The following is a 25,050-nucleotide window of genomic DNA, read 5'->3' on the forward strand; positions in this document are numbered from 1 at the left end:
CTGCCTGCTTCAACACGGCCATGATCTGTGCGTCGCTAAATCGTCCGTTCTTCATCATAAATCTCCTCAGATATCTTGCCGAGAAAATTCTACTTTTGAACACCACTATTTTTAGGGGGGATTACCCTTAATCAAAGACTGGGTCGGGTTTTACAACTCCGAGGTGTCACACACGGCTCTCGACAAACAATCCTCTGACGACGCATTCGTTGAAGCAGAGCGGACCCAGAGGGCGGCATGAAACCAACCAAATTACGTCTTAGCTGAGCCACAAAGCTGTCCTAAAAAACAGGACCATTTCAGGGGCACGAGAGAGGGGCGATATCGAGGTGAGCTTCACCGATACCTCGGGCTGATATTCGCAGAAGCGCATCGGTGAAACACATGACGGAGCGAAACTCATCACTGGCAGGGGCGGCGCAGGTGAAAGCGATGCCCGCAGCTAACCCGACGGCCACTTCGGACGTAGGGTCGATTTTCTGACGGGGTGGCGTTCGGTCTTTTAACGCTGTCTGAAAGCAGTTTGTGGGGCCTTATCGTGGAGGCATTTCACTCGCCCCACCGACTTGGCCGGATGGTCCGCCACTCTTCATTCTTGTGCGCATGAGTGCGCTCCATACCGTTTGCTCTGGCAAACGATGCCGGTGACATTGTCACTGTCTTTCAGTATCTTTGTTGTCTTCGTGGTCGGGTTTCTTCTCTACGTCGCCGTGGCCGAAGAGTTGGACGTTCTGGTGCGCGTGGTGGATGTTCTCGAACTCAAAGCTGGAATGCATTATGCTGAACTCCGCACTCAGCCGTTCTTTGATTTCCGCCTTGACCGGTTCGATGCGGCTCCAGCCCGCCTCTGTCAGCACCACGTGACAGTCGAGCGCTGCTTCGTGTTCCTGCATTTGCCAGAGATGAACGTGATGCACGTCCTCGACACCATCCACCTCGGTCATCGCCCGGACCACTGCACGGCTATCCATGTCGGGGGGGCTGCCGAGCATCAACGTACGGATCGGCTTTCCGATTTCGGTCAGGGCGAGGTAGAGAATGTAGAGGGCAATGGCAATCGTGATCGCCGGATCGACCCAAGTCACGTCGTAGAGAATGATCAGCGTCCCCCCGATGATCACCGCTACTGAGGCCAGTGCGTCGGATAGATTGTGTAGGAAGAGCGCGCGGATGTTCACGCTGCCTTTCTGCATCGACCAGGTGAGCCATGCGGTCAAGCTGTCTACCGCGAGCGCCACGCAACCGAGGATAACGACGGTCCAGCCAGCGACCTCCGTTGGCTCGATAAAGCGCATCGCGCCCTCGTAAATCAGATAGAAGCCGACAAGGATTAGGGTGGTGTAGTTGATCAGCGCCGCTACGATCTCGATCCGGCCATAGCCGAAGGTCATGCGTTCATCTGCCGGTCGCCGGGCAATCTTGCGCGCGACGAAGGCGATGACTAGCGATGCCATATCAGAGAAATTGTGCAGTGCGTCTGCAATGAGGGCAAGACTGCCAGAAAAGATGCCGCCGACGACCTGCGCAACAGTCAGAAGAGCATTGGCCCAAATGGCGACCGATACCCTCCGGTCCCCGGAAGTCGGGTCCATGTGGGCATTACCGTGATCATGCGGCATAATGCGGCTCCTCTTGATTGTGGGCCGTAATCTCTGGCGAGGGGACCAAGCGGCCCGACCGGAGCGCGGCGACACGTGCGTTCATCCAATGGCGAATTCCGTGTCGGTAGAGCCATCCACGAAGGCGTCCGAATTCCTGCCGATGTTGCCGATAGAATTCATCCGGGGCATCAAATGTTCCGAGGTCGCGCGTGATGCCAGTGCGTTGGATGTAGGTGTCACCACCGCGCCAGTCGACCGGTGGTGCGCCGAGACAATCTGTCCCGATGCCGTAACCGCAGAACTCTTTGCGTCCGGGGAAGTGCGCTTGGAGCCGGGTTAGGTAGTCAGTATCCAGAATAAAGCCTTCGAGGTTCACCCAGGTGCCAATAACGCGAACCTCGACCCATGAATGCAGGATCTCTACCGGCGCAATCGGGTAGACTGCTTCGGGCACGACGCCACGCTGAAGAGCCTTGTGGATGGTGAAGCCATGCAGCCGGCAAGGGAAACCGAGCGCGCGCAGAAGCGCCATGAGCAGCGTGGCCTTAGTATTGCACTGGCCATAGCCGTCCATCAGCACGACTGAGGCCGGAATGTTGTCCGCGCGGTTATAGCCGAAGTGGATCTCATTACGGACGAAATCATATGCTGCGCCGATCCGACCATGTTCGGAAAGCGCCAGCCAGCCACGCTTTTCGATGAGACTACTGATCGGGCCTCGGCAAAAGTCGAGTAATTCTGTCGGTTGAAGCAAAGTTGTGTCGGCATTCATTCCCGTCTCCATCGAATCGTGATGAGACAAGTGTAATTGCTACAGTAGATGTAGCTTCAAGTCGAAAGTTAACCCGTGCGCTGCGCTACTAGGATGATGTTCGCTCCCGCGAGGCACCATCACCAAAAAAGTCGAAATCCATTTTGAGCATCCTGGAGGCTGATCCCTAGGTTAATGCGTTACACGAAGCCAACTACAAGTTCGGACCACCTAAGAACTCGAATTCCGTTCAGGGCGGTTAGCTCAGTTCATTGGTGTGGAAAAATCTGCTGCGATGGTGAGGTGCCCACATGCCAATGGATAGCGATGACCGTTTCCTTAACTACATCTTAGCTGGGGGCTGCGGCGTTAGCTGGGGTTTATGGGGCTACTTACATGCCTGTATGCCTGTGAAAACGGATCAGCGCCAATGGCCCGCGTCAGGAAGTGGCTGGCGTTATACATTCATAAAAGCCGGCCTTTGACCCTTGGCCGCAAACCGGCTGCTATTGTCCGTTGGCAGAGAATTGAAACGGTGAACTCGTATCATCAGTTGCTAGAAGTAGCTTTTTTCGTCACAGAAGCCGCCCGAGTAGGGGTGTTAACACAAATAAGGGAACGGATTTAGGTTCCAAGAAGCCCGGTTCGATAGAAATATTTCTCTTGAACCTACAGCGGCTTTAGGAGTTAGGACCGCAGGCGAAGAACGGCATTCGAGTCAAACAGGCCATACTGCTTCAGGCTTTCCTTACTGAACGGCAGAGTGGTCTTGTTTAAGCTTAGTTTGCCTACCTAACGTTGAAGGAATAAGAATGATGCTAACAAGACGACATTTTCTCCAGACCAGCGGTGCGCTGTTTTCTACTCCAATCGCTGGCCCGCTACTGGCAGCCACTCGGCCCATCAAGGAGGAGAAGGCCGCCTGGGACGCGCAGGTCACACCTCCCGCTTTTGATCCAACTACGTCAAACCCGTGGGGCCTGCACCCGCGCTTTTTGCCCCAGCGGGTGGTCGCTAAGGACGGGCTTGTTCCGGGAGACGTCCATGTCGATGCCGTAGCGCGCTACATCTATCACATCGAAGAAGGGGGAACTGCGATGCGTTACGGTGTGGCGATCGCCCGTGGTAACCTGTACGAGCCCGGCACGTATACGATCCAGCGAAAAGTGGAATGGCCAAACTGGACGCCGACCCAAAACATGATCGCACGCGATCCCGAGCTCTATGGCCCGGTTGCCGACGGTGTTGACCCTGGCCCAGAAAACCCTCTTGGCTCGCGGGCGCTTTACCTTTTTGAAGGCAACCGAGACACCTATCTACGCATTCACGGGACGCCCGAACCAAGAAGCATCGGCGGGCGCGCGAGTTCGGGGTGTGTCCGCATGGTCATGGCACATATCAACCATCTATACCCGAACGTTAAAACTGGTTCGACGGCGTTCCTGTATTCGGCAGAAGAAAGCGTGACCCCGCGAACGTGATCTACGCCCAACCAGTCTGCACTGGTCAATTAGTCACGCCGAGCGCGTGGTGCAGATCGGGTTGCCACCTATTGAGCGGAGCGGCACCAGTGTCGTTTCTACTGGACCGCTGTGCTCATACCAGTAGCATCCATCCTCGGAACGAAGCCGAGCTGTTGTGAGGTCCTGACCAGGTGCAGCTAGGTTAACGATTTGTTCGGGAAGGTTTCCAACCGCGTCTACCGGCGCGCGGGAGTTAGCCATTGGTGCGGCACATCCGCTTGCGAGCAGCAGGGCCGCTCCAATCATCATATGTCGTGTTTGCATTCAGTCCTCTGACCTGTCCTAATTTGGTTTTCACCAACAATCTTGCATACCGGGCACAGGTCCACAAGAACCACCCTGGGGCGGTCGGAGCGCGGCATCTTCAAAAGAGTTCATAAAAAGAAACGCAATTTTTCTATTGAACCTCTAGTAACTGTAGGGGGTATGTCAGAGTTGAATCAATCTAATCCTAGGGTCAATCTATGTCTATCCATGACCACCGCCGCGACCACAAACACAAATCTGACCGCGATCGCGAGCACAGTGATTATCAAGAGCATCCGAAAGGAGTTTCCCACTCTCATGGAGAAGGTGGTACGTGCTGCGGTGCTGGAGCCGACACGGAACCAGCACAACCCATCCCCGCGACCGGACGAAGTTTCCAGGTCTCTGGTCTGGATTGTGCCGAAGAGGTGGCGATCCTGAATAGGGCTGTCGGTCCAACAGTTGGCGGGACAGAGCATCTGGCGTTTGATGTCATTAATGGACGAATGACGATTCTGGATACTGCGGATAAGATTTCAGATGATGAGGTCGCTGAGTTGGTCGCGAGCACGGGCATGAGCGCGAAACCGTGGGATGCCGACAACGCTGCCGAAAATCAGGCAGCGCATTTGGCACGTCAAAAGGGTTTTACCACGCTGAGCGGCGGGTTTTGGGCGGCAGGATTTCTCTACCATATCGTCGAAACGGGCATGGGTGGTGCGCTTGGTCTGTTTGCAGGGCATGGCACGGCGCCGATGCCCATCGCGGAAGCCGGGCTGTTTGCCGTCGCAATCCTTTTTGGCGTCTGGCTCGTTGCACCAAAGGCCTGGTCTTCAGCACGCAGAATTAGCCCTGACATGAATCTATTGATGGTGGTGGCCGTGGCGGGTGCTATCGGGCTGGGCGAATTATTCGAGGCAGCGACAGTTGCGTTTTTCTTTTCACTGTCGCTCTACCTTGAGAGCTGGAGTGTGGGGCGGGCGCGCAATGCGGTGTCGGCCCTTCTGGATTTAGCACCACCGACAGCCAGGATCATCCGGCCGGATGGTAGCGAGGCGAATGTTCCAGCGGCAGAAGTTGCCGTGGATGATCGCTTCATCGTGCGCGGCGGCGACCGCATCCCACTTGATGGCGAGGTCTTAGAGGGGGCCGGGGCTGTCGACCAGGCCCCGATCACTGGCGAAAGCGCACTGGTTCCGAAGGAACTCGGCGACGAGGTTTATGCCGGCACAATCAATGGTGAGGGCACACTGACGGTGCGCGCGACGAAGGCCGCCTCGGACACGGTGCTCGCGAAAATCATTCGCATGGTCGGCGATGCCCATGCCCGTCGCGCCCCGGTCGAGCAATGGGTCGCGAAGTTTGCACGCATCTACACCCCCATAGTGATGGCGCTGGCGGTCGCCCTTGCGCTGGTGCCGCCGCTCCTCCTGGGCGGTGCCTGGGACTATTGGTTCTACAATGCGTTGGTGCTGCTGGTAATCGCGTGCCCCTGTGCCCTTGTCATCTCAACACCAGTTTCGATCGTGGCAGCGCTGACCGCGTCGGCGCGAGCAGGGGTGCTTATCAAGGGGGGCGCTTATGTTGAGGCGCCAGGTCGCACCACTGCGCTGGCGATGGATAAGACGGGAACGATCACTATGGGCGAACCCGAGGTTGCAGCAGTTCACGCATTGGGCGAAGCCTCCGCGCGCGATCTCATAACGCTGGCAGCGAGTTTGGAGGCACGGTCTTCGCACCCGCTGGCACGGGCCATTCTCGCGCGCGCGCAAACTGATGGTGTTTCCATAACTGCTGCAGAGGATACACGCACCGTGCCTGGACGCGGGCTGGAAGGGCGCGCCGACGGGCGTGTAATCTGGCTCGGCTCGGATCGGTTCGCTGAGGAGAAGGGGTTTGGCAATCACATTCCGACAGATTTGAGAGATCGAATAGAAGGAGCAGGGAGCACCTTAGTTGTAGTGGGTGACGAGACTGCCGTGGTCGGCATACTAGAGCTGCGCGACCGCATCCGCCCTGATGCTAAGGGGGTCGTTGAAAAGTTGCATGCGCAGGGTGTGGAGACGATCGTGATGTTGACGGGCGACAACGAACGCACCGCGCGTGCCGTCGCGGCCGAAGTTGGGATCGACGAAGTGCGCGCCGAACTTTTGCCAGAAGATAAGGTGACGGCCATCGAAGAACTGGTGGAAATCCACGACATGGTGGCGATGATTGGTGACGGCGTGAACGACGCACCGGCCATGGCGCGGGCGCATTATGCCATTGCCATGGGGGCAGTCGGATCTGATGCGGCCATCGAGACGGCCGACATTGCGCTGATGACTGACGATATCGGCAAGGTGCCCTGGCTTATTGGTCATTCACGCCGGACCATGTCGATCATCCACCAGAATATTGGTATATCGTTGGCGACCAAAGCGCTGTTCGTCGGGCTGACCGCGTTCGGCATGGCCTCTATGTGGGGCGCCATCGCTGCGGATGTGGGCGTATCCCTGTTGGTGGTCGCCAATGCACTGCGGCTTTTGAACGGCTATCAGATCAAGGGCGGGCCTTCGGGCGGTGAACCGGTGGGCGAGAATATGGCAAAGGGAGCACTCGCGCACGGTCATTGATCCGGCATTTGCGGTTAAGTAATGCCTAAAACACATCAGACCTCACGAAAGGGGCATCAAGCAGTAATGACTACCAATTTTCCACGACGGGTCTTTATTCTAAGTGGGTTGGCTGCCTTCCTGTCAGGCTGTGCAGATAAGTTCCGGACCTACAACGGACCCAAAGTAACCCGTCTTCGCATGTACAAGGCACAGCGGTTGCTCGTCCTTGACGGGAAGGCTGGCGTTTTGCGTACATTTCCCATCGGATTGGGCTTCGCGCCCCAGGGTCACAAACAGTTCGAGGGAGACGGCCGTACGCCAGAAGGCACCTACGTGATTGACCGACGCAACCCGGACAGCCTCTTCCACCTCTCCATCGGCATCTCATATCCCAACGCGGCGGATATTGCCTTTGCTGAGTCCCAAGGAAAGTCGCCGGGTGGCGATATTTTTATTCACGGTGGGCCACGCAAGGGGATCGACCCGATGAACAAGCGTGACTGGACCGCAGGATGCATCGCCGTAACGGACCGTCAGATCGAGGAAATCTACGCAATGGTGAAAAATGGAACACCGATCGACATTTATGCTTGATGGTTAGGTAAATCGGCGACGCAGCGTGATGTTGATCGCCTCGATGACGATGACTAGGCCGACGACGGCAATCGTGACGCTGGCCGCCTTGTCATACTGAAAAGAGCGGATGTAGGTCTGGATGTAAAAGCCGATCCCGCCCGCGCCGACGATGCCGAGGACCAACGACTCACGCAGGTTCAGTTCGAACCGGAAAATCGTGTCGCGGGCGATGACTGGGGCCATCTGTGGCCAAATCGCATGTCTCAGCCGCACGAGCGGTCCAGCCCCTGCACTTTCAAGTGCTGCGACGGGGGCGCGAGATACGCCGTCGATCGCCTCGGCATAGAATTTAGCGAGCATCCCAGTGGCATGAAAGGCAACTGCGATGATGCCGGGCAGCGGCCCGAGCCCGACCGCGCCCACCATGAGCATGGCCACGAGGATCAGCGGTACCGCCCGGATAAAGGCCAGCAGCGCGCGGACCGGCCCGAACACCGCACGCGAAACCATGGTTTCGGACGCGAGAATAGCCAGAGGGGTCGACAGCAGCACTGCGCCGAGGGAGCCGAGGATTGCTATTCTTAGTGTCTCTGCGCTGCCTTTTTTGATCTCGGTCATCACTGTCGGATCGGGCGGGAACATCCGGCCGATAAAGTCGGTAATCCGTGGACCGGCCGAAGCAAGACGCGACAACTCGACATCGGTTGTGACGAGGGACCATAGGATGGCAATAGCGATCAGCGAACTGGTGACGAAGCCGCCGAAGTCGCGGGGGGCCATCATAACACCGCCCGGGGACCGAGTTCCGGCGTCGGTCCTGACCCCCGATAGAGTTCGGCAGTCGCATCGTCTTTCAACTCGGACGTTGGCACGTTAAACGCGATCCGCCCCTCTCGTATGCCGATGATGCGCCCTGCAAAACGCCGCGCCAGATCGGGTTGGTGCGAGGAGAATAGCGCTGTTGCATCACGCGCTCGCGCCGCCTTGGTCATCAACCCCAGAACCTCTCCAGCGCGGGCGGGGTCGAGGTTGCTCACTGGCTCGTCGGCGAGGATCAGCCGTGGTTCCTGCGCCAGACATCGCGCAATAGCCACGCGCTGTCGCTGCCCTCCGCTGAGACTGTCGACCCGGCGTTCCGCGAGTTCTGCGATGCCGCAATCGGCGAGTGCTGTGCGGGCAATATCGAGATCCTGAGCCATTGGCGATCCCAGTACTGCTTGGAAAGGTGACATCCGCCCCAGGCGGCCGTTGAGCACGTTGCGTAGTGCCGTGGAGCGTTCTACGAGGGCGAATTCCTGAAACACGAAACCGGTATCAGGACGGCGAGCTCGGGGTGGTGGGCGGTCGGGATTGAGCGGCGCACCAAAGACAGAAACGCGCCCGCGCCATCCCTGAATCCTACCGTCGAGCAGCGCCAGCAACGTCGTTTTGCCCGCCCCGGATGGGCCCAGTAAAGCGACACACTCGCCCGCCGGGATCCGAAATGAGACTCGTTCCAACGCTGGTAGCTGTGCGCCCTTATGGACATAACTCAGATCGTCTATTTCGATAGCCATGCTCATCGTAACAGCCCGTATTTCTTTGCCATATCGCGTACGCCTTCATACGCGGTGCCGTCTGCCCTGACGTAGCCATCTGGTCCGTAAAGATAGCTCAATTTGTCGCGGTGCTTCGGTTCGTTGAGCTTCAGCATGACGTCAACAAAACGGGCTTGCAGGGCGGCATCGAGTTCTGGGCGTGCGATCACAAGGTGACTTGGAATCGGCGCGCTTTCTACGAGCCAAGTCACCTCGGCCTGCTGTTGTGGGGTCAACAACAAATCCGCATACTGACTGGCACCGGCGGCATCGACCAGACCTTCGGCCATAGCCTGCATGGCTTGCTGGTAGCCTCCGGCAAAGAACACGCGGCCGAAGAATTGCTCCGCTGCGCCAGGACCCTCAATTAGCCCGGCCTTAACGAATTCGGAAAGAGGATAAAGATAACCTGATTCAGAGATCGGGTCGGCAAAGGCGATATCGCGCCCGCGCAGGTCTGCCAGCGTTTCGATACCGCTGTTGCGGCGGACAAAAATGCGTCCTGTGTAACTTGACGCGCCCCGGTAGACCTCAGACAAGAGAGGTACCGCGCCAATTTCCGCCTCCGCCAGAACAAAAGGCAATGCGCCCATGAAGGAGACGTCTGCATCTCCGTTGCGAAGTGCCTCGACAGCCGCAGCATGGTCGATGGTGACGAAGCCTTCCACGGGAACGCCAATCTGTTCGGATAGCCATCTTGTGATGGCCTCAATGTCGCCTAAGAGCTTGTCGGGATTCTCCTGCGGAATGAAAGCAAGCCGCAAGGGAGTGTCTTGTGCGATCAGCGGGGAGGCCAGCGAGATCGCGCCTGCACTGGCCAAGGCCAGCATATTTCTGCGGGTTAGGTAGAATTCCATCAGAATGCCCTCTCTTCGATCGCGTCGGCTTCGGTCTTGAACGCGGTCCAACTTGCTTCGGCGGCCCCCCAGTCGTCGTCACGGACTGCATCGCCGACTGCGGCAAGACGCTCGGCCAAGGCATAGACTTCGGGCCGTGCGGTCAGGTTCGACATGGTGCTCGCGTCTGCGGCGAGGTCCGCAGCGACAGTATCGGTCAGCAGCAGGATGTGCTCTGCGTCACGTCGGGGCAGAAGCGTGTCGAGCGTCGATGCAAATGTCGCCAATTCGGCAAAAGTCAGGCGAAAGGCGGTGTTCTCTGCGTCGAACTTCTCGTAAGGCTCGTCTGCCGACCCTACAGTCTCCAGATACGCGGTCAGTTCAGTCCGTTCCGTCTCTGATAGCCCGAGCGATTTCGTCTCATCGAACCACTCAACAACGGCGGCCAACGTCGACAGCGAACCGTCGTGAAAATAGGGGGCGGTATATGCGGTTCCCAGCAAGGACGGCGTATCCAGCGCGCCTGCGCGCGCGCCACTATATGCCGGCGAGACCGATCCAATGTCATGGGCTTGCCGATCGAGGAAATTTGCGTCAGGCACGTGGCAACTAGCGCAGGAGCGATCGCCTAGCCCAGCGAAAGGCCGATTAAAAATAGCCTCGCCTCGGTGCGCCGCGTCCGGGTTTGCCTCGGACAGCGTACCATCCGCATTCAGCTTAGAGTTTGGTAGGAAGTCGAACTCGAGCATGTATCCTACCAGCGCGTCGAGCATCAAGGGCGTCGGCTCCGCGCCGCCAAATTCATTGACGATCACGTTCCGGCTGAAGTCGCGCAGAGAGGCAAAGCGCCCATCGCGACCATAAGGCCCGGTGAAGCGCAGCCCGCGCAGGCTCGGAATGTCGATCGGGTCGTCGCGCCGGTCGTTGAAGATAGGATTAAAGAACGCGCCATCGACGTCGATGGCACCGGGTTGGTGGCTGGCGCCCGGGATGAAGAGGCGCTGGTTCACATCCGAGCGATTGTGACAGGTCGAACAGGCGATCCCGAGGTTTCGCGCAGGATTTCCGAATATCTGCGGGCTGTCGAAAAGCATGTCGCCATAAGCCACCAAGGGCAGATCGGTCTCGTCGATACCTTGTTCCTCGAAGTTGAGGACAAGCAATGGCAGCGGGTCCTGATCGAAGATGTCGGAGCCAGGCGGCAAGCTTGGCGGCACCTCGATAGTGCGTCGGCTGAACACAGCGGTTTCGGGCAGGGCGCTCAGTGTCTGACGTGGAGCATAGTTGGCTAAGAGGTAATTTTCCGCGAGATAGCTGGAAATGACTGCGCGCGCGGCCTCCAGCGTGTCGCGATCTGCGGAAAAGGCGCCAGCGCCGAGAAGACCAGCGGACCCCGTGCTGCTGTTAAGTTCCAGCCAAGCGAGGCCGATACGTCTTGCTGCTTCGGGGTCGGCTGCCGCGATACCATCCTCAAACGCACGGTAGAGCTCGCCTGCCGTTCGCAGAGCCTGGCGCGCCTTTGCAGGTTCTTCGGCTGCGAGAGTCCGGTCCAATTCCTCTTCGATCCTAAGCGCTACAAGACGAGTGGCCTCTGTGAAAACTGCTTGCCGGTCTTCACGTGCCATGGCGTCAAGGATACCATCCGGCTTGATACCGCTTTTGCGGTCCACCCACTCCAACGCGCCGGTCGAGAATTCCGATCCCCGGTGAGGTTCTGTCCAAGCGGTCTCGATGTCGTCCCAAGGCACTGGCGCGAGATTCCCAAGAAAAAGTGTCAGCCGATAGGCTGCCGCCTCAGGAAGCCACGGAGCCTCTTTGACAGGCGTCGCCCCCCCGGGTCCGGACAGCAGGACCGCGCTTGCAGCGGTTAGCAGCAGCCTCGAAAGATTTTTTATCACCATAGCCTCCAGCGCTAAAACTTAGACTCGTCTAACTTAGGTATTCTAGGCTAATTAGATTGTCAATTTTAGTTATTCGTTGCAATGTCCGGACATGTCGAAGCTACAATCATACGAACGCGAGGCGTTCGAGACTGTCGAGAGAGCTCCCGAAGCGCAGGCTAAGGGTTTCGCGACTGTGCGCCGAGCACATGAAAGCGAAATGGCGGAGGATTATGTGGAACTGATCGCAGAGCTGATCGAGTTGCGGGGGGAGGCTAGGCCGGTCGAAATCGCCGAGCGGCTTGGCGTGAAATCTCCAACAGTGACCAAGAACATCTCCCGACTCAAGGCTGCTGGTTTGGTGCGGCGGGAGCGTTACCGCGCAATATTTCTAACCGATGCGGGCCGAGAATTGGCCGAGGCCTGTCGCCGCCGCCATAGAGTCGTTGTCGCGTTTCTTCTCAGCCTGGGAATCGACGAAGAGACTGCGGAACGCGATGCGGAGGGGATCGAGCATCACGTCAGCACGACCACGCTGGAGGCCTTCGAGCACGCCCTCCAGAAGTTTCAGAGCGGCAAGTAGCGCAGCATCGAGTTCTCTCGAAATTCAGCAAGGCGAGACTCAGGAGGCTGCAGCGTCAGCAGTCATACGTTGGCGGGGTAGCATTTGTATCAATGCTCAACTCTGGTCCAACCCATCGCGTCCTCTGAGTTTGGCCAGCACGAAATAGTGCGCCCAATATTCCTACCTGCGCCGACCATGCAGCGAAAATGCCGGTCGCGTGAAAAGAGGTAGGCGCAACCCTTGAGTGGGTCCTCTGTTCAAAGCGCATAGACAATTGTCACCACCGTTGTGATGACGATCAAGAACATGACCAATGCGCCTATGGCGAGGGTTCGGCCCATGTCGCGGTTTGTCTTTGCCACTTTCAGACGCAATTCTTCGGCGGTTTCCGGAAACTCCAGTGCCGCTGAATTCGAGCCGCGTAGCAGGTCGTATCTCGTATTCCAGCGACGTACTTCCGCAGCGTCCCAGCCGTTCATGACCAGAATGATCGCGACGATCATCACCATCGAAGACGGGACCCAAATAGTATAGCCGCCGATCGTTTCGTCGGACAGCGCATCGATCAATCCAATTCTTTCCCTATGGGAGAATGCGTAAAGGCTCACCTCCTTGAGTGTCGTCAGGGAACCTAGAAAAATGTTTGCTACGATCACAACAAAGGCGGACAACAGCCTCGCTCCGCGTTTGGCGCCCACAGGGGGGTCTCTGGGATCGAAGAGCATGGTAAAGAACCAGAGCCCTGCTAGTACCATTCCCAGATGAGCGAACACTTCGATAGCCGCGATACGCTGCGCAAGTGCGTAAATGACAGGTACCTGCCAGATAAATAGCGCTCCAACAATCAACCCAGTTGCGGCCGTTGGATGCGCTAAGAAACTTTGTCCCCGGGAGTTCGCTGGCGCACTGAAGTGTTGACGCCGGCGTCTTTCGAGGCTGGATAGCAGGATGCGCCACGGCTGCGATACGGCGATGAGAAGGGGGCCGATAAGGCGAAGAAGAAGATGTTCGACCTGATGTATTGAGAATAAGGTATGTCCCATTACAGCGAGCGGTGCGTTCATGGCTGCAAGAATGCAAGCAAGGCCGGCGAAGAACAAGATCGGACGCCAGACAGAGATCGTTCCGCGGATACGCACGGGTCGTCTGAGGCCGCGCATATAGAACCATGCGGCCAAACTGACGGATACAATGGACACTGGCGAAACCGCAAATCCAAACGGGTCGAAAAGAAGAAAGAAGGGGATTATCAACTCCTGTCATTTTGTATTGTCAGCCAGTCGATAGGTACCGATGAACGTCGGGATTTTCCCATTACGCAACCCTAGGAAGCGGGCAGTTTTAATTCGATACAAAGACCAAATTCGCGTCAGGAAGTGATGCGTAAGAGAACCACTGAGATGAAGAAACCCAGTAGGCCTAGGGCGATGCCGAAGCTTGCCGCATATTGAAGGATGTCTAGGTAGTTCCCTTTGCGGCTCCGGGCTAAATAGCCTCCCCGAAAAGCACCTCCGATAAAGCCTACAAACATTAGCATCACGGTTCCTTTGGGTTTGTTTTTAAAGACTTATGTCGCTTTTTGGCCAAGCCGAAGGCAAACCTCAACGTCCAAGCTGCACAGATGAGCGACAGAAATGTCCAATCGCCGAAACGTCCGTAAGGCGTAGCCGTACGCGCTGCCGGTAGGCTTTCATTTATGACGTCTGTTCGCCCAGTGTCGAGGCGCGCGACGATCTCGCCGTTAGCATCAATAATTGCGGATATCCCGGTGTTCGCAGCGCGCACCACGGGTAGCCCTTCCTCCACAGCGCGCATGCGCGCGGATGCGAGGTGCTGCTCGGGCCCGATGCTGGCGCCGAACCAGGCATCATTTGTGGCGTTGAAAATCCAGTCGGGACGAAAAAGATCGTCGACCACTTGGCCCGGAAAAATGATCTCGTAACAGATTGCCACCGCAACCAGAGGCGCGCCCGGAACTGCCAGCGTTCGTGGCCCTGGTCCCGGCGTGAAATCACCCAAACCTTCGGCCAGACGCTCGAACGGCAGCCAACCTTTCAGGGGCACATATTCCCCGAACGGAACAAGATGATGTTTTGCATATCCCGTTAGAATTTCGCCGCTGCCGTCATAGACCTGAACCGTGTTGAAATATCGGGTTCCCCCATCCCTCTCTACGCGGTCAGGCACACCTGTCAAAAGGATCCTACCGTCTGGCAAAACCGTGGATAACCGCCTGCGCGCCAAGGCGTCTTCGTCCAGAAAACCGGGAAAGGCCGTTTCCGGCCACAGCAGCAGGTCGAAGCGTCCGGGTTGCGCGGACAAGCCGAGGTATTTTTCCAGCGTGCGTTCGCGGCTGCCCGGCGCCCACTTCTCGACTTGCGGCACATTGCCTTGGACGATGCGCAAAGCAATGTCCGTTGGCGGCACGTTCTGATTTAGCCGAAGCACACCGCCCCCCCAAATTACCGTCACCGCGACGGCAAAGAGCGTCAAGACAGCTGCGCGGCTGTTTGGCGCGGCTGCGATGAACACACCTGGCAATATGCTGATAAATACCGTGACAAAGCCCAGACCGTAACTTCCGACCCATGCGGCGGGTTGGCGCAGGGGGGCATGTTCGACAAGGGCATAAGCAGCAAGGTTCCAGGGAAACCCCGTCAGGACATGACCACGCAGCCATTCCGCGGCAACCCAACACGTTGCAAACAGAAGACCTGCCGTAATGCCGCCGACAGCACGGCGCTGCATTACGGTGGCAAATAACATCGCCGCAATAGCTGGAAAAATGGCCAGTCCGGCGGACAGTCCCGCGACTGCTGGGATCGCAAGGGCACCGAAACGTTCGGAATCGACGTAAAAGCTTTCGGCAATCCAGGAAATTCCAAACAGGAACTGGCCCATTCCAAAGATCCAGCCGATGACGAAGGCGCGCGCGGTGGAAACCTGCATGAGCACGAGAAAGAGTGCTGAGAAGGCGACTGGAACAGCGATGATCCATGAGAACGGTGGAAGGGTTAAAACCGTTAAACCGCCCGCCATAAAGCTAATCCCTGATCGCAGGGGAAAGCAACGGCTGCAGCCAGTCAATTGCAGCCAACCCGTCATCATGGGCCAGTCTGAAGTTTAGCGGCTAACCACGGTGCTAAGAGCAGCAGCCCCACGCCACCGACCACGAACACATCCGCCATGTTGAAGGCGGGCCAATGCGTGGAGCCGACGTAGAAATCGAGGAAGTCCGTCACACCCCAAAATCGAATGCGGTCGAGGACGTTGCCGAGCGCACCACCGATGATCGCACCATAGGCGATAGCCTCAACCCGGTTGTCAGTGCGTACCAGCATGACGGTCAACCAGCCGCAGATGGCTAGGGCCAAGGTCGCAAGGCCCCACCATGGTGCTCCACCAAGCAGTCCGAATGTCACGCCATCGTTGCGCAAGTAAATAAGATTAAAACTGGGAAAGACCGGAATTCCGGCGCTCAAATCTGTCGCATTAGCGACGACGATTGCTTTTGTCACCTGATCAACAAGAAAAGCAGTTCCAGCCGCAATGAAGCCTTGGAAATGGGACTGTTTCATCTCATCACCCCAGCCATACATCTAGGAACAACATGATCACGAGGCCGACCGCGAGACCGAAAGTCGCCCTGTTTTGATGGCCGGATCGGTGGGTTTCGGGAATGATTTCGTGGCTGATTACGTAGAGCATCGCCCCGGCGGCGAAGGCGAGGCCCCATGGCAACAGGGGCTGCGAGATGCCGATGATGCCAGCGCCAAGAAGCCCGCCTACCGGCTCGACAAGACCTGTCAGGGCGGCAACCCCCCACGCACGGCGCCTGGAATACCCCTCACCAAGCAATGAGACCGCTACGGCGAGGCCCTCGGGCGCGTTTTGCAGCCCGATGCCAATCGCGAGCGGCAAGCCACCTGAGAAACCATCAGCCCCAAACCCGACACCAACGGCAAGCCCTTCGGGAAAATTGTGGATCGTGATCGCTATGATGAAGAGCCAGACGCGGCGCAGAGATGCGGCGGCGGGCCCTTCTCGCCCCGTTTTGAAATGTTCATGCGGCAGTCGTTCATTCATCAGAGCGACCGCCCCCATGCCAAGCAAGATCGCAACACAAACGATGGTTGCCGGGAGAGCACCGTTGTCGAACTGTCTTTCGGCTGCGTCGAGAGCCGGAATGATCAACGAAAAGAATGAAGCAGCGAGCATGACACCCGCCGCGAAGCCAAGCAGCAAATCGCGCGTGGCACGAGAGGGGACGCGTCCAAAGAGAACGGGGGTCGCCCCGACCGCTGTCAGCGATCCGGCGGCAAGGCTTCCAAGAAAGCCGAGAGTTATTGGGGACAAGGGTTCCAAGCGCTGAGTTCCCGCCGATACGTCAGTCAGCGGCCAAATAGCTGCTAAAGATTTCGGTCGACCCATCGCCCTGGATCAAAAAGACATCGTAGCCCTCGCGATCATCTTCCGGTCCCATGCCCGGCGAGCCATAGGGCATACCCGGCACCGCCACCCCCACTGCATCGGGACGCTCATCCAACAAACGCTGGATGTCTGATGCCGGTACATGACCTTCGATCACGTAGCCGCCGACCAAAGCCGTATGGCAGGATACCATGCGCTGAGGCACGCCGGTGTCGAGTTTGAATCGCACAAGAGTTCCCCCGAACATGTCCTTGCCTATCGGCGCGAATCCGCTTTCCTCAAGATGCTTCATCCAGGACAGACAACAGCCGCAGCCGTTTGTCTTCCGGACATCAATCTGGATCGCATCGGCGACAGCTTGCGCCGCGGAAAACAAGGCCAGCGTGACTGCAAGAGCGGGAGCCAGTCGTTTCATGGATTAAAGCCTTTCCGTTGTTGTCTGCACAAATTCGCTGGTGAGCCTCTCGGCCAGTAGCGAGCGAGCCTCAGCCAATCGCTCAAGTGCAGCCGTGCCAACCGCATCCCGGTCGGCCGCCTCTACCAGTCGGTCGTCTGAGAGAGGATCCGTCGGGCGACCATCGACCCGAACCTCATAATGCAGATTTGGGCCGGTCGCGGTGCCGGTCGCACCGACGCGACCGATCATGTCTCCGGCCATCACGCGCTGCCCTTGTTCGAGTGTGTCCGGCACTTCGCTGAGATGTGCGTATCGTGTCAGGGTGTCGGAACCATGCGATATCTCCAGCACCCGGCCATATCCACCACGACGTCCGATGAAGCTCACGCGTCCAGGCGCCGTTGCTTTTACAGGCGTACCGCGGGCCGCAGCAAAGTCGACGCCGGTGTGCATGCGTACATTCCCATAGACCGGGTGCGTGCGACGGCCGAAGACGGAACTCAGCCGCGCTCCTTCCACCGGTTGGGCAAAGACACGCAGGACCTCTCCATCCACATAGATCGTCGCTTGACCGCTGCCGTCATCCGGCCAGACGATCTCATAGACCGATCCAGCAAGGTCCAATGCGGCAAAGGCAAGCTCGGGCTGGCCAATCCTTTTGTTTCCTTCTCGCGCCTCGCGCCAAAGGAGACGCATCCTCTCACCCCCGGAGAGTTCACGTCGAAAATCGATTGTGCCGCCCAGCATCTGTGCCAGATCGACCGCGAAGCGAGCAGGTATCTTTGCCTTGTCCAACGCTGCGGAAATCGAACTTTCAACCACCGCCTCGCTTGCGAAAATCACCACTTCAGGGTCTGGTTCCAATACGCGCGTAAGAAGCTCTTCACCAAAAACCGTTTCGATCCGCACTCCATCGTCAATGGCCAGTTCTACGCGCTTCGGATTGCCGTCCGCGTTTGAGATCACGGTGATCTCATGGCCTGGGCGCAATCGGCGCAGATCATATTCCACTCCAAGTGCCAGAGCGATCTCCGCACGGGCGTGTGCGGCAACGCCGGCGTTCGCTAAAACTGCATCCAACGTCTCACCCGACGCGATTTGACGCGTCCAAGTCACCAAGGGCGGTTCAATTGCTGGCAAGGCGGTTTCGGTGACGTCAGGCTGCAAGAGAGGGACGTTTAGGATTTTGCGCGCTCCGCCGACTTGTGTGGTTTTGGGAACCGTCATGACGCTATCAGCAAGTCGCGGTTCCAAAACTGCAGCAGGCGCCCAATGCGTTGCTTCGGCAATCGATTGGGGCACCGGTTCTTTGGACCACCACCCTAAGGTGGCGATGGCAGTCATCGAAAAGGCGCCTACCAGGGCTACCGAGGCAACTCTTATTCTCATGTTGTGATCTCTACATCTTCTGTCAACGCACGTCGGATCTTCGGTACTGCGAATTCTCTTGGCTCGTGGTGGTCAATCATGGTGACGAACTCACCGTTGGCGCCAAAAAGAAATATGCTTGCCGTATGGTTCATCGTGTAGTCACCTCCCTCGGTCGGGACGCGCTCATACGAAGCCCGAAACCCTTCTGTAGCGCGGGTAATCTGGTTTTCCGTCCCGGTCCAACCCCGAATGGCCGGATGAAAATAGCCGACATATTCGGCCATGGCCTCGACCGTGTCACGCGCCGGATCGACCGTGATGAAGACCACGTTCATCTGCGCGGCTTCGTCTCCGAGATCTTCAAGCCAGCCTGAGATATCCGATAACGTCGTGGGGCAGACATCCGGGCAGTAGGTGAACCCGAAGAACACCATGGTCGGCCGTCCGATCAGGGTTTCTGGGCCCACTTCATGGCCTTCGTGATCGGTCAGTCGGAAATCCATCGCCGTTAGGGGGAGCGGCCTTTGGCCAGTAGGTTTCGGAGCGCCGGGACCATCCACGCGCCACCAGCCGATACCAAGCATCATAGCCAGAGCGCCTGCACCGTATTGGAACAATTGCCGACGCTGCATCAGCTTCCCGGCCCGCGCGCGGCGATCCCCAGAATTGGGACCTCAACAGTCACTTCGCCACCGTCCGAGAAAGTCAGTGTCAGCGGGAAGGTCTCGCCTTCGATCATCGGGTCTTGCAGCTTCATGAGCATGGCGTGCAGCCTGCCCGGCTCCAATGCCACGCTTTCGCCCGGCCCGATCGTGATGTCGTCTGCAGGTGACATTGAACTGACGCCTGCAGCGTTGGTTTTCGTCTCATGGATCTCGGGCATCGTGGCAAGTGGTGTTGTAAGTCCGGTCAGCGTGACTGTGTCTTCAGTTGCGTTATGTATAGTGAAATATGCCGCGCCCGGTCGGTTTATACCAATCGAAGCACGGGACCACGCGTTTACTACGATGACGTCCTCCGAACCGGCAAATGTCGGAGTCGACATGCCCGAGAGCAGCAAAAAAAGAGTCAAGCCCTTGATATAAGGTAGCTCTATCATGACAGATTCTCCTTTATCTATCCGAGCATCAACTTTGGCTGACCGCAATTTCTGCAGCGACCAGTCGCCGCAGTTCGGCCTCACCGAACGGGTCTAATGGCTTGGCGTTGACGAAGAACGTGGGCGTTTGTCGCACGCCTACCGCTTCGACATCAGCGCGGTCCTGATTGAGCACTGCCACGACACCGGGGGCCAGCATCTGTGTTCGAGCAGCTTCGACATCCAGACCACCGCTTGCGGCAATCTCAAGGATCAAACCCGGTGCTGGAGTGCCATGGGACGCCCATCGTGGCTGCTCGCGCAGGACCGCTTCCAGCACGGGTTCGAACACATCCTGCATCCGCGCAGCTTCGAGAACACGGATCGCTTCCACTGAAGCTTTCCCGTGAAAGGCAGTATATCGAATGACGACACGGACCGCACCACCGTGCTCAGTCATGATATCCTTGACCACGGGATAAAAGGCGCGGCAGGCCTCGCAAGCTGGATCGAAAAACTCGACAATCGTGACAGGTGCCGTTTCGGGGCCAAGGATCGGGGAATAGGACCGGATCAGCACATCGTTCACTTCTGGCGCGACAGGGACTGCCTCTGCCATGGGTTGGGGGCGGGTGGCATACCAAGCCGCGCCGCCAAAACCTGCGGCACCAACAGCCAGAACGGATAGAACGAGGCCGCGTCGATTCATGTTTATTCTTCCTTCAGTGAAAGGGCCGACAGCACCCCGATAATCGTGAAGGCGACAAGCGCCATCAGCGGAATCGGAATCCCGGAGACCAACTGGTTGTCGTCGATACAAGAGGGGCCAGTCGCCGTGCAGGGCTGGATCGCCTCGGGGATCAGACCGACATAGAGGCCGATGTGATACATCGCCACCGCCGCCCCCCCAAGCGCCAGTGCAACGCCATAGCGCCCCACGCGGGAATCCTGCCACCACAACCCGAGCCCAAGAACGATGGCCAAGGGGAACATGAAGGCGCGCTGGAACCAGCAAAGGATGCAAGGCGTTTGACCAAGCACCTCGCCAATAAAGAGCACGGCAAGCGATGAGATAAGCGCAATGATCCACGCTAGGCCAAGGGCTGTTTCTCCGGAGAGTCGGGGCATGACGATCAGATCCTCTCTTTCAGATCGGCGAGGATCTCTTCGGCGGGCGTGCCATAGGGCCAGGAATCCGCGAAGCCTGCCTGCTTGTCGAAAAGGAAAAGGTGCGACGTGTGACCCATCGTGTATCCACGCGGCGCAGTAGCCTCCTCGATCCGCTCAAAGAAAATTGGGAAAGTCTCGGATGTTGCGGCGATCTGCTCCGGCGTGCCGGTCAGCCCGATGATTCCTGCGTCGAACAAGGGCACGTACTCTGCTAAAGCCGCCGGCGTATCTCGCTCGGGATCGATCGTTATGAAAATCGGCTGAACCATTGCCGCCTCATCGCCCAGACCCTCCATCACGGCCGCGACTTCGGACAGTGTTGTCGGACAGACGTCGGGGCAATTGGTGAAGCCGAAGAAGACCAACATCCAGCGACCTTTGAAATCTTCCTCCGTTTGGACCATCCCGCGATGATCGGTCAGTTCGAAATCAGCAAAAAACGGTGGTTCACTCTCTGTGCGGGCAAGGTCGGCACGGTAGTCCAACCACAGCAACAGCCAGATGAGAACGAACGCCGCCACGCCCGCCAACACCTTCGATACCTTCTGAAAACCTGGAAGCCTCACACCGCTACGCCCGAACTTGATTCTATATTTTGGAGGTGTCTACAACTTCTAGCAGCTGTAGGTTCAAGCGCGATTGTCGCTAATTGGCTGGCAATCACGGACCTGTGAGGAGGTGGTGAATCTTGTGATGTCTGCCACTTAAAGCTACACCCTCTGTAGCTAATGTGGAGAGCCTGAAATGTTGACCATTGGGACGCTTGCAAAAAAGACTGGTACAAAAGTGCAGACAGTCCGGTATTATGAGCAGATCGGGCTCATGCCAGAACCCGGCAGAACTGAAGGCGGCCAGCGACGATATGGTGATGCCGAGCTTGACCGCCTGTCGTTCGTCCGGCACGCGCGGCAACTGGGGTTCTCGTTGGATGCGATCCGCGAACTGCTCGACCTCAGCGATCACCCGGGAAAATCTTGCGCGGAGGCCGATGCGATTGCCCGCCGGCAGCTTAAGCAAGTTGAGCATCGACTGGCTCGCCTGGAGGCGCTGCGCACGGAATTGAAACGTATGGTGCATGAGTGCAGTGGCGGGCAGACCGCTGACTGCCGTGTGTTAGAGGTGTTGAGAGACCACTCCGAATGCCTGACAAACCATGAAGAGATCGGCGGCTAAGATGCCCGTTGCGTTTGTCTATCCGATCGCGGCGCTTGCCGAAATCGCAGGGTGTTTCGCTATCTAGGCCTGTTGGCACTTTGGGTTTCGCCTGGCACTGCTGCTGTCCTAGCCTTGTTCGGATGGCTCTAGGCGCAGGTGGAAGCTGTCGCCGCGGGACACACATTTACAGCTTATGGTGGCGTCCATATAGCGGCCTCGGTTGTGTGGATGTGGTGGGCAAAAGTAGGCCTGACAGCCGGGAACTGCTCGGCACCGTTATTTGTTTGCTAGGGGCAACAGCCGCACCGCATGATCACTAAGAAATGGGCCCGTTCGGCTCAAGCGAAATCTGGAAAGACGAAAGAACTCCGGAATAATAGCTCGTCGTTTGAGTTTGCAATTCTGCAAGTTCTGGGATTAAGAATAGCGCATGGTAGAGCAGAAGAATGCATCGGAAAGACGCACACTCTGGATCGTTCTGGGGCTGAACATCGGGTTGGCTATCGCCTTCTTTATCTCGGGCGCATTTGGCGATTCAACCGCCCTTATCGCCAATGGTCTCGACAATTTATCAGATAGTTTTGTCTACGGGATCAGTCTCTTTGCCTTGTCCCGATCCGCGAAGTGGAAGCGTGGAGCGGCGAATGTTTCGGGCGGCCTGCTGATCCTTTTCGCCGTCGGCATCCTTTATGATGCTTGGCGTCGCTACGTTGGCGGATCGGATCCTCTTGGCATAATCATGATCATCATGGCACTGGTCGCGGCGGGCATTAACGCGCTCTGCGTTTGGCTGTTGGCACGTATTCGCGATCCAGATGTGAACATCCGCGCGGCGAACACATTCAGCTGGAACGATTTCGCCGCCAATCTCGGCATTATTGCCGCAGGCTTACTCGTGGCTTGGCTTGGAGCGAATTGGCCCGACCTTATTGTTGGCGTTATTGTTGCTGGCATTGCTGCTTGGGGCGGTGTCGGAATACTGAAAGACGCACATGGTGAACATCATAAGGCTGTTTGCCATGACGATTAGGTAGGGACGTGGGCTTGACCGGAGGGGTAATGACAGTTTAGCGCGCTGTGATTGTTTTTCTTCTGGCCTTTCTACGCTGTCTATCTGATCAAGCGAACGACTGTAATTCGCTCATATCCTGTCCGATTTAGGAAAAACCTTGGAAGGATTTCACATGACCCTCACACGCCGCCGCCTTCTGGCCTGTTCCGCGAGCTCATTCGTCGCTGCGCCATTCGCAGTTTGGGCTGAAGAAAAGCCTACCATCCACGTGATGAAAGATCCCAATTGCGGGTGCTGTTCGGCTTGGATCGACATCTTGGAAAAAAACGGTTTTGCCGTAACCACTGAACGCAGCCTTGGGACGCTGATGATCCGGCACAAGTTGGACAGCGGCATCCCGCAGAACATGGCCTCGTGTCACACCGGCGAGATTGAAGGCTATATGATCGAAGGTCACGTTCCGCCCGCCGACATCCGCAAACTGCTGGCCGAGCGCCCGGATGCCATCGGCCTTGCCGTGCCGGGGATGCCCTATGGCTCACCAGGTATGGGGTCAGAAGATGAACGCGAAGCCTATGAGGTCTTTCTAATCTTTAGGGACGGCAGCACAAAAGTGTTTTCGCATTACGACGCTGCATAGGGCACTGCGCTGAAACTTGCTGCAAAGTATGGTGACAGGAACCTCAATGTCCATCTTTTGGTTTGCACTGTGTCAACCAAAGCAAGGAGCAAGATCATGCAAGTTCAGGACATCATGACGAGCAATCCCACCTGCTGCGACCCCGATACTTCGATTCAGGAAGCCGCTGCCCTTATGGCTGAAAAGTCTGTCGGCTCCATTCCGGTGCTTAATGACGCCGGTGAGCCCGTTGGCATCGTGACGGACCGCGATATCTGCTGTGGTGCCGTTGCGCAGGGCAAGACGGTCGAGACGCCGGTTTCAGAAATCATGTCGAACGACCTTCTGACCGTGTCTGCTGACGACGACGTTGAAAGCTGTTGCAACAAGATGGAAGAAAAACAGGTTCGGCGTAGTGTGGTCACCGACGAAAGTGGTAAATGCTGTGGCGTCGTCGCCCAAGCGGACGTCGCCCGAGAGGCCAGCGGGGCGGAGACCGCGGAGTTGGTGGAAGAAGTTTCGCAACCCAAGGAGAAATCGGGCTGCTGCTGACAGCTCAATGAGCCCAACGGTTCATCCGGATAAGGGCTTTCCGTTTTTGCCAATGGAAAAGATTAGAACGCGGTGTTGGACCGCGTTCTAATCAGGCCAACAGAAAGAGGCGCGGCCGATGGCTCACGATCACGCCCATATTGATCCCGAGAATGGTGATCGCAGGGTATCCATTGCGATTTGGGCGAACGCACTGCTTACGGCGGCACAGATCGTCGGCGGGATTTTCGCCGGTTCGCTGGCGCTTATTGCTGATGCGCTGCATAACTTTTCTGACATGGCCTCATTGGTTATCGCCTTCGTCGCCCGAAAAATCGCGCGACGTCCAGCGGATGAACGCATGACCTTTGGCTATGGCCGGATCGAAGTCGTTGCCGCCCTGATCAACTACACCACGCTTATCCTTGTCGGGCTTTACCTGATCTATGAAGGCGGGATGCGCATGATTGACCCGCCGCAAGTGGCGGGTTGGACTGTCGTGATTTTGGGCGGGGTCGCGCTTGTAGTCGACACTCTTACGGCGCTGCTGACCTACTCAATGCAAAAGGGCAGCGTGAACATCAGAGCGCTGTTCCTGCACAATTTATCGGATGCTTTGGCTTCAGTTGCCGTAATCATCGGCGGCATCCTGATCATCCTTTACGATCTTCGGTGGGTTGATCCGGCCATCACCATCGGCATTGCCCTTTATATCCTATACCTCGCTCTAACTGAGATCGGCGATCCTATACGTATGCTGATGCTGGGCAGCCCGCCCGACATGGATGCGGGTGCGGTGGTTGAAGCGATGACGAACGTCGAGGGTGTGCGCGATGTGCATCACGTTCACCTATGGCAAATGCAGGAACATGAGGTCGCACTCGATTGTCATGTGGTTTTGGAGGGAACAGGTCTCGAGGACCTTGAATCTGCAAAAGATACCCTCAAAGGAATATTGGCAGACGACTTTGGCATCACCCATTCAAGCCTTGAGTTTGAAACCCTCGGCAATGCGCATGAGAATGCATCACTGTTCGGTCATGCGGATCGGCGAAAGAGTAAAGGCGAAGGAACCGGCACAGATTGAGCGGCAGCCGAACTCGCGAAGGCTGCGCGCCGCCTTGAGCAGCGTCC

Annotated in this window: 26 protein-coding genes; 9 read left to right on the top strand and 17 right to left on the bottom strand. The window is 57.4% G+C overall.

The window, feature by feature from the left end:
* Positions 1-653 precede the first annotated feature (653 nt).
* Together J3456_RS00005 and J3456_RS00010 are read right to left on the bottom strand one after the other, a co-directional pair.
* Positions 654-1,619 carry a cation diffusion facilitator family transporter gene (locus tag J3456_RS00005; protein ID WP_349578373.1) on the bottom strand — a complete coding sequence of 322 codons (966 nt, stop codon included), beginning with the start codon at positions 1,617-1,619 and terminating at the stop codon, positions 654-656.
* Entirely contained in the window at positions 1,609-2,373 is a 765-nt protein-coding gene (locus tag J3456_RS00010) for a transglutaminase-like domain-containing protein (protein ID WP_244153561.1), read from the bottom strand. Before J3456_RS00010 ends, J3456_RS00005 begins: the two co-directional genes overlap by 11 nt.
* Positions 2,374-3,167: 794 nt before the next feature.
* Here J3456_RS00010 and J3456_RS00015 point away from each other — a divergent pair.
* From J3456_RS00015 to J3456_RS00025, 3 genes are all read left to right on the top strand, one after another.
* Positions 3,168-3,833 (top strand): L,D-transpeptidase, encoded by a 666-nt coding sequence (locus tag J3456_RS00015; protein WP_349579108.1) that lies wholly within the window; start codon positions 3,168-3,170, stop codon positions 3,831-3,833.
* A 506-nt stretch (positions 3,834-4,339) separates the two neighbouring features.
* On the top strand, positions 4,340-6,736 hold the full coding sequence (locus J3456_RS00020; protein ID WP_502989474.1) for a heavy metal translocating P-type ATPase: 2,397 nt from the start codon (positions 4,340-4,342) through the stop codon (positions 6,734-6,736).
* A gap of 66 nt (positions 6,737-6,802) precedes the next feature.
* Entirely contained in the window at positions 6,803-7,312 is a 510-nt protein-coding gene (locus J3456_RS00025) for a L,D-transpeptidase family protein (RefSeq protein ID WP_067264398.1), read from the top strand.
* A 3-nt stretch (positions 7,313-7,315) separates the two neighbouring features.
* On the opposite strand, the gene phnE is transcribed toward J3456_RS00025, so the two are convergent.
* Genes phnE through J3456_RS00045 form a run of 4 tightly spaced genes read right to left on the bottom strand, consistent with a single transcriptional unit; the run spans position 7,316 to position 11,455 of the window.
* Positions 7,316-8,077, bottom strand: coding sequence for a phosphonate ABC transporter, permease protein PhnE (phnE, locus tag J3456_RS00030; RefSeq protein ID WP_349578374.1), 762 nt, complete (start codon positions 8,075-8,077; stop codon positions 7,316-7,318).
* Positions 8,074-8,856, bottom strand: a complete 783-nt coding sequence (locus J3456_RS00035) for a phosphonate ABC transporter ATP-binding protein (RefSeq protein WP_349578375.1) — start codon at positions 8,854-8,856, stop codon at positions 8,074-8,076. The genes phnE and J3456_RS00035 overlap by 4 nt, the downstream gene beginning before the upstream one ends.
* The gene (locus tag J3456_RS00040) at positions 8,853-9,728 is read right to left on the bottom strand and encodes a phosphate/phosphite/phosphonate ABC transporter substrate-binding protein (protein WP_276153445.1); all 876 of its coding nucleotides are present in this window, start codon (positions 9,726-9,728) and stop codon (positions 8,853-8,855) included. The genes J3456_RS00035 and J3456_RS00040 overlap by 4 nt, the downstream gene beginning before the upstream one ends.
* Positions 9,728-11,455: a cytochrome c peroxidase gene (locus J3456_RS00045; protein WP_260010383.1), complete on the bottom strand. Its 1,728-nt coding sequence runs from the start codon at positions 11,453-11,455 to the stop codon at positions 9,728-9,730. The genes J3456_RS00040 and J3456_RS00045 overlap by 1 nt, the downstream gene beginning before the upstream one ends.
* Positions 11,456-11,699: 244 nt before the next feature.
* Between J3456_RS00045 and mntR the strand changes: the two genes are divergently transcribed.
* Positions 11,700-12,170 (top strand): manganese-binding transcriptional regulator MntR, encoded by a 471-nt coding sequence (gene mntR, locus J3456_RS00050; RefSeq protein ID WP_349578376.1) that lies wholly within the window; start codon positions 11,700-11,702, stop codon positions 12,168-12,170.
* Between the two features lie 239 nt (positions 12,171-12,409).
* On the opposite strand, the gene J3456_RS00055 is transcribed toward mntR, so the two are convergent.
* The 11 genes from J3456_RS00055 to J3456_RS00105 form a co-directional block, all read right to left on the bottom strand.
* The gene (locus J3456_RS00055; protein ID WP_349578377.1) at positions 12,410-13,405 is read right to left on the bottom strand and encodes a cytochrome c oxidase assembly protein; all 996 of its coding nucleotides are present in this window, start codon (positions 13,403-13,405) and stop codon (positions 12,410-12,412) included.
* Between the two features lie 283 nt (positions 13,406-13,688).
* On the bottom strand, positions 13,689-15,260 hold the full coding sequence (lnt, locus tag J3456_RS00060; protein WP_349578378.1) for an apolipoprotein N-acyltransferase: 1,572 nt from the start codon (positions 15,258-15,260) through the stop codon (positions 13,689-13,691).
* Positions 15,257-15,751 (bottom strand): signal peptidase II, encoded by a 495-nt coding sequence (lspA, locus tag J3456_RS00065; protein WP_082852052.1) that lies wholly within the window; start codon positions 15,749-15,751, stop codon positions 15,257-15,259. Before lspA ends, lnt begins: the two co-directional genes overlap by 4 nt.
* Positions 15,735-16,517 (bottom strand): ZIP family metal transporter, encoded by a 783-nt coding sequence (locus tag J3456_RS00070; RefSeq protein WP_120351839.1) that lies wholly within the window; start codon positions 16,515-16,517, stop codon positions 15,735-15,737. Before J3456_RS00070 ends, lspA begins: the two co-directional genes overlap by 17 nt.
* A gap of 22 nt (positions 16,518-16,539) precedes the next feature.
* On the bottom strand, positions 16,540-16,998 hold the full coding sequence (locus J3456_RS00075; protein ID WP_349578379.1) for a DUF411 domain-containing protein: 459 nt from the start codon (positions 16,996-16,998) through the stop codon (positions 16,540-16,542).
* A gap of 3 nt (positions 16,999-17,001) precedes the next feature.
* Positions 17,002-18,369, bottom strand: a complete 1,368-nt coding sequence (locus J3456_RS00080; RefSeq protein ID WP_349578380.1) for a peptidoglycan DD-metalloendopeptidase family protein — start codon at positions 18,367-18,369, stop codon at positions 17,002-17,004.
* Positions 18,366-18,983, bottom strand: coding sequence for an SCO family protein (locus J3456_RS00085; protein WP_120351836.1), 618 nt, complete (start codon positions 18,981-18,983; stop codon positions 18,366-18,368). The genes J3456_RS00080 and J3456_RS00085 overlap by 4 nt, the downstream gene beginning before the upstream one ends.
* On the bottom strand, positions 18,983-19,450 hold the full coding sequence (locus J3456_RS00090) for a copper chaperone PCu(A)C (protein ID WP_502989475.1): 468 nt from the start codon (positions 19,448-19,450) through the stop codon (positions 18,983-18,985). Before J3456_RS00090 ends, J3456_RS00085 begins: the two co-directional genes overlap by 1 nt.
* A gap of 28 nt (positions 19,451-19,478) precedes the next feature.
* Positions 19,479-20,138 carry a DsbA family protein gene (locus tag J3456_RS00095; protein WP_067263745.1) on the bottom strand — a complete coding sequence of 220 codons (660 nt, stop codon included), beginning with the start codon at positions 20,136-20,138 and terminating at the stop codon, positions 19,479-19,481.
* Positions 20,139-20,140: 2 nt separating this feature from the next.
* Positions 20,141-20,557: a disulfide bond formation protein B gene (locus J3456_RS00100; protein WP_120351834.1), complete on the bottom strand. Its 417-nt coding sequence runs from the start codon at positions 20,555-20,557 to the stop codon at positions 20,141-20,143.
* Between the two features lie 5 nt (positions 20,558-20,562).
* Positions 20,563-21,129 carry an SCO family protein gene (locus J3456_RS00105; RefSeq protein ID WP_349579114.1) on the bottom strand — a complete coding sequence of 189 codons (567 nt, stop codon included), beginning with the start codon at positions 21,127-21,129 and terminating at the stop codon, positions 20,563-20,565.
* Positions 21,130-21,343: 214 nt separating this feature from the next.
* Between J3456_RS00105 and J3456_RS00110 the strand changes: the two genes are divergently transcribed.
* The 5 genes from J3456_RS00110 to J3456_RS00130 all read left to right on the top strand — a co-directional run bounded on the left by J3456_RS00110 (position 21,344) and on the right by J3456_RS00130 (position 25,003).
* Positions 21,344-21,772: a MerR family transcriptional regulator gene (locus J3456_RS00110; RefSeq protein WP_067263750.1), complete on the top strand. Its 429-nt coding sequence runs from the start codon at positions 21,344-21,346 to the stop codon at positions 21,770-21,772.
* A gap of 412 nt (positions 21,773-22,184) precedes the next feature.
* Positions 22,185-22,784, top strand: coding sequence for a cation efflux transmembrane domain-containing protein (locus J3456_RS00115; protein ID WP_120351833.1), 600 nt, complete (start codon positions 22,185-22,187; stop codon positions 22,782-22,784).
* Between the two features lie 154 nt (positions 22,785-22,938).
* Positions 22,939-23,406, top strand: a complete 468-nt coding sequence (locus J3456_RS00120; RefSeq protein ID WP_349578381.1) for a DUF411 domain-containing protein — start codon at positions 22,939-22,941, stop codon at positions 23,404-23,406.
* 96 nt (positions 23,407-23,502) lie between these two features.
* Entirely contained in the window at positions 23,503-23,937 is a 435-nt protein-coding gene (locus J3456_RS00125; RefSeq protein WP_349578382.1) for a CBS domain-containing protein, read from the top strand.
* 118 nt (positions 23,938-24,055) lie between these two features.
* Positions 24,056-25,003 carry a cation diffusion facilitator family transporter gene (locus J3456_RS00130; RefSeq protein WP_349578383.1) on the top strand — a complete coding sequence of 316 codons (948 nt, stop codon included), beginning with the start codon at positions 24,056-24,058 and terminating at the stop codon, positions 25,001-25,003.
* The last annotated feature ends 47 nt before the right edge of the window (positions 25,004-25,050 follow it).

It is taken from the genome of Sulfitobacter sp. NFXS29, from assembly GCF_040148765.1.
GTDB lineage: Bacteria > Pseudomonadota > Alphaproteobacteria > Rhodobacterales > Rhodobacteraceae > Sulfitobacter.

Coding starts and splice junctions, on each gene's coding strand:
- J3456_RS00005 (WP_349578373.1), bottom strand. CDS start 1,619: ATGCCGCATGATCACGGTAATGCCCACATGGACCCGACTTCCGGGGAC.
- J3456_RS00010 (WP_244153561.1), bottom strand. CDS start 2,373: ATGAATGCCGACACAACTTTGCTTCAACCGACAGAATTACTCGACTTT.
- J3456_RS00015 (WP_349579108.1), top strand. CDS start 3,168: ATGCTAACAAGACGACATTTTCTCCAGACCAGCGGTGCGCTGTTTTCT.
- J3456_RS00020 (WP_502989474.1), top strand. CDS start 4,340: ATGTCTATCCATGACCACCGCCGCGACCACAAACACAAATCTGACCGC.
- J3456_RS00025 (WP_067264398.1), top strand. CDS start 6,803: ATGACTACCAATTTTCCACGACGGGTCTTTATTCTAAGTGGGTTGGCT.
- phnE (WP_349578374.1), bottom strand. CDS start 8,077: ATGATGGCCCCCCGCGACTTCGGCGGCTTCGTCACCAGTTCGCTGATC.
- J3456_RS00035 (WP_349578375.1), bottom strand. CDS start 8,856: ATGAGCATGGCTATCGAAATAGACGATCTGAGTTATGTCCATAAGGGC.
- J3456_RS00040 (WP_276153445.1), bottom strand. CDS start 9,728: ATGGAATTCTACCTAACCCGCAGAAATATGCTGGCCTTGGCCAGTGCA.
- mntR (WP_349578376.1), top strand. CDS start 11,700: ATGTCGAAGCTACAATCATACGAACGCGAGGCGTTCGAGACTGTCGAG.
- lnt (WP_349578378.1), bottom strand. CDS start 15,260: ATGATGACGGGTTGGCTGCAATTGACTGGCTGCAGCCGTTGCTTTCCC.
- lspA (WP_082852052.1), bottom strand. CDS start 15,751: ATGTATGGCTGGGGTGATGAGATGAAACAGTCCCATTTCCAAGGCTTC.
- J3456_RS00075 (WP_349578379.1), bottom strand. CDS start 16,998: ATGAAACGACTGGCTCCCGCTCTTGCAGTCACGCTGGCCTTGTTTTCC.
- J3456_RS00080 (WP_349578380.1), bottom strand. CDS start 18,369: ATGAGAATAAGAGTTGCCTCGGTAGCCCTGGTAGGCGCCTTTTCGATG.
- J3456_RS00085 (WP_120351836.1), bottom strand. CDS start 18,983: ATGCAGCGTCGGCAATTGTTCCAATACGGTGCAGGCGCTCTGGCTATG.
- J3456_RS00090 (WP_502989475.1), bottom strand. CDS start 19,450: ATGATAGAGCTACCTTATATCAAGGGCTTGACTCTTTTTTTGCTGCTC.
- J3456_RS00095 (WP_067263745.1), bottom strand. CDS start 20,138: ATGAATCGACGCGGCCTCGTTCTATCCGTTCTGGCTGTTGGTGCCGCA.
- J3456_RS00100 (WP_120351834.1), bottom strand. CDS start 20,557: ATGCCCCGACTCTCCGGAGAAACAGCCCTTGGCCTAGCGTGGATCATT.
- J3456_RS00110 (WP_067263750.1), top strand. CDS start 21,344: ATGTTGACCATTGGGACGCTTGCAAAAAAGACTGGTACAAAAGTGCAG.
- J3456_RS00115 (WP_120351833.1), top strand. CDS start 22,185: ATGGTAGAGCAGAAGAATGCATCGGAAAGACGCACACTCTGGATCGTT.
- J3456_RS00120 (WP_349578381.1), top strand. CDS start 22,939: ATGACCCTCACACGCCGCCGCCTTCTGGCCTGTTCCGCGAGCTCATTC.
- J3456_RS00125 (WP_349578382.1), top strand. CDS start 23,503: ATGCAAGTTCAGGACATCATGACGAGCAATCCCACCTGCTGCGACCCC.
- J3456_RS00130 (WP_349578383.1), top strand. CDS start 24,056: ATGGCTCACGATCACGCCCATATTGATCCCGAGAATGGTGATCGCAGG.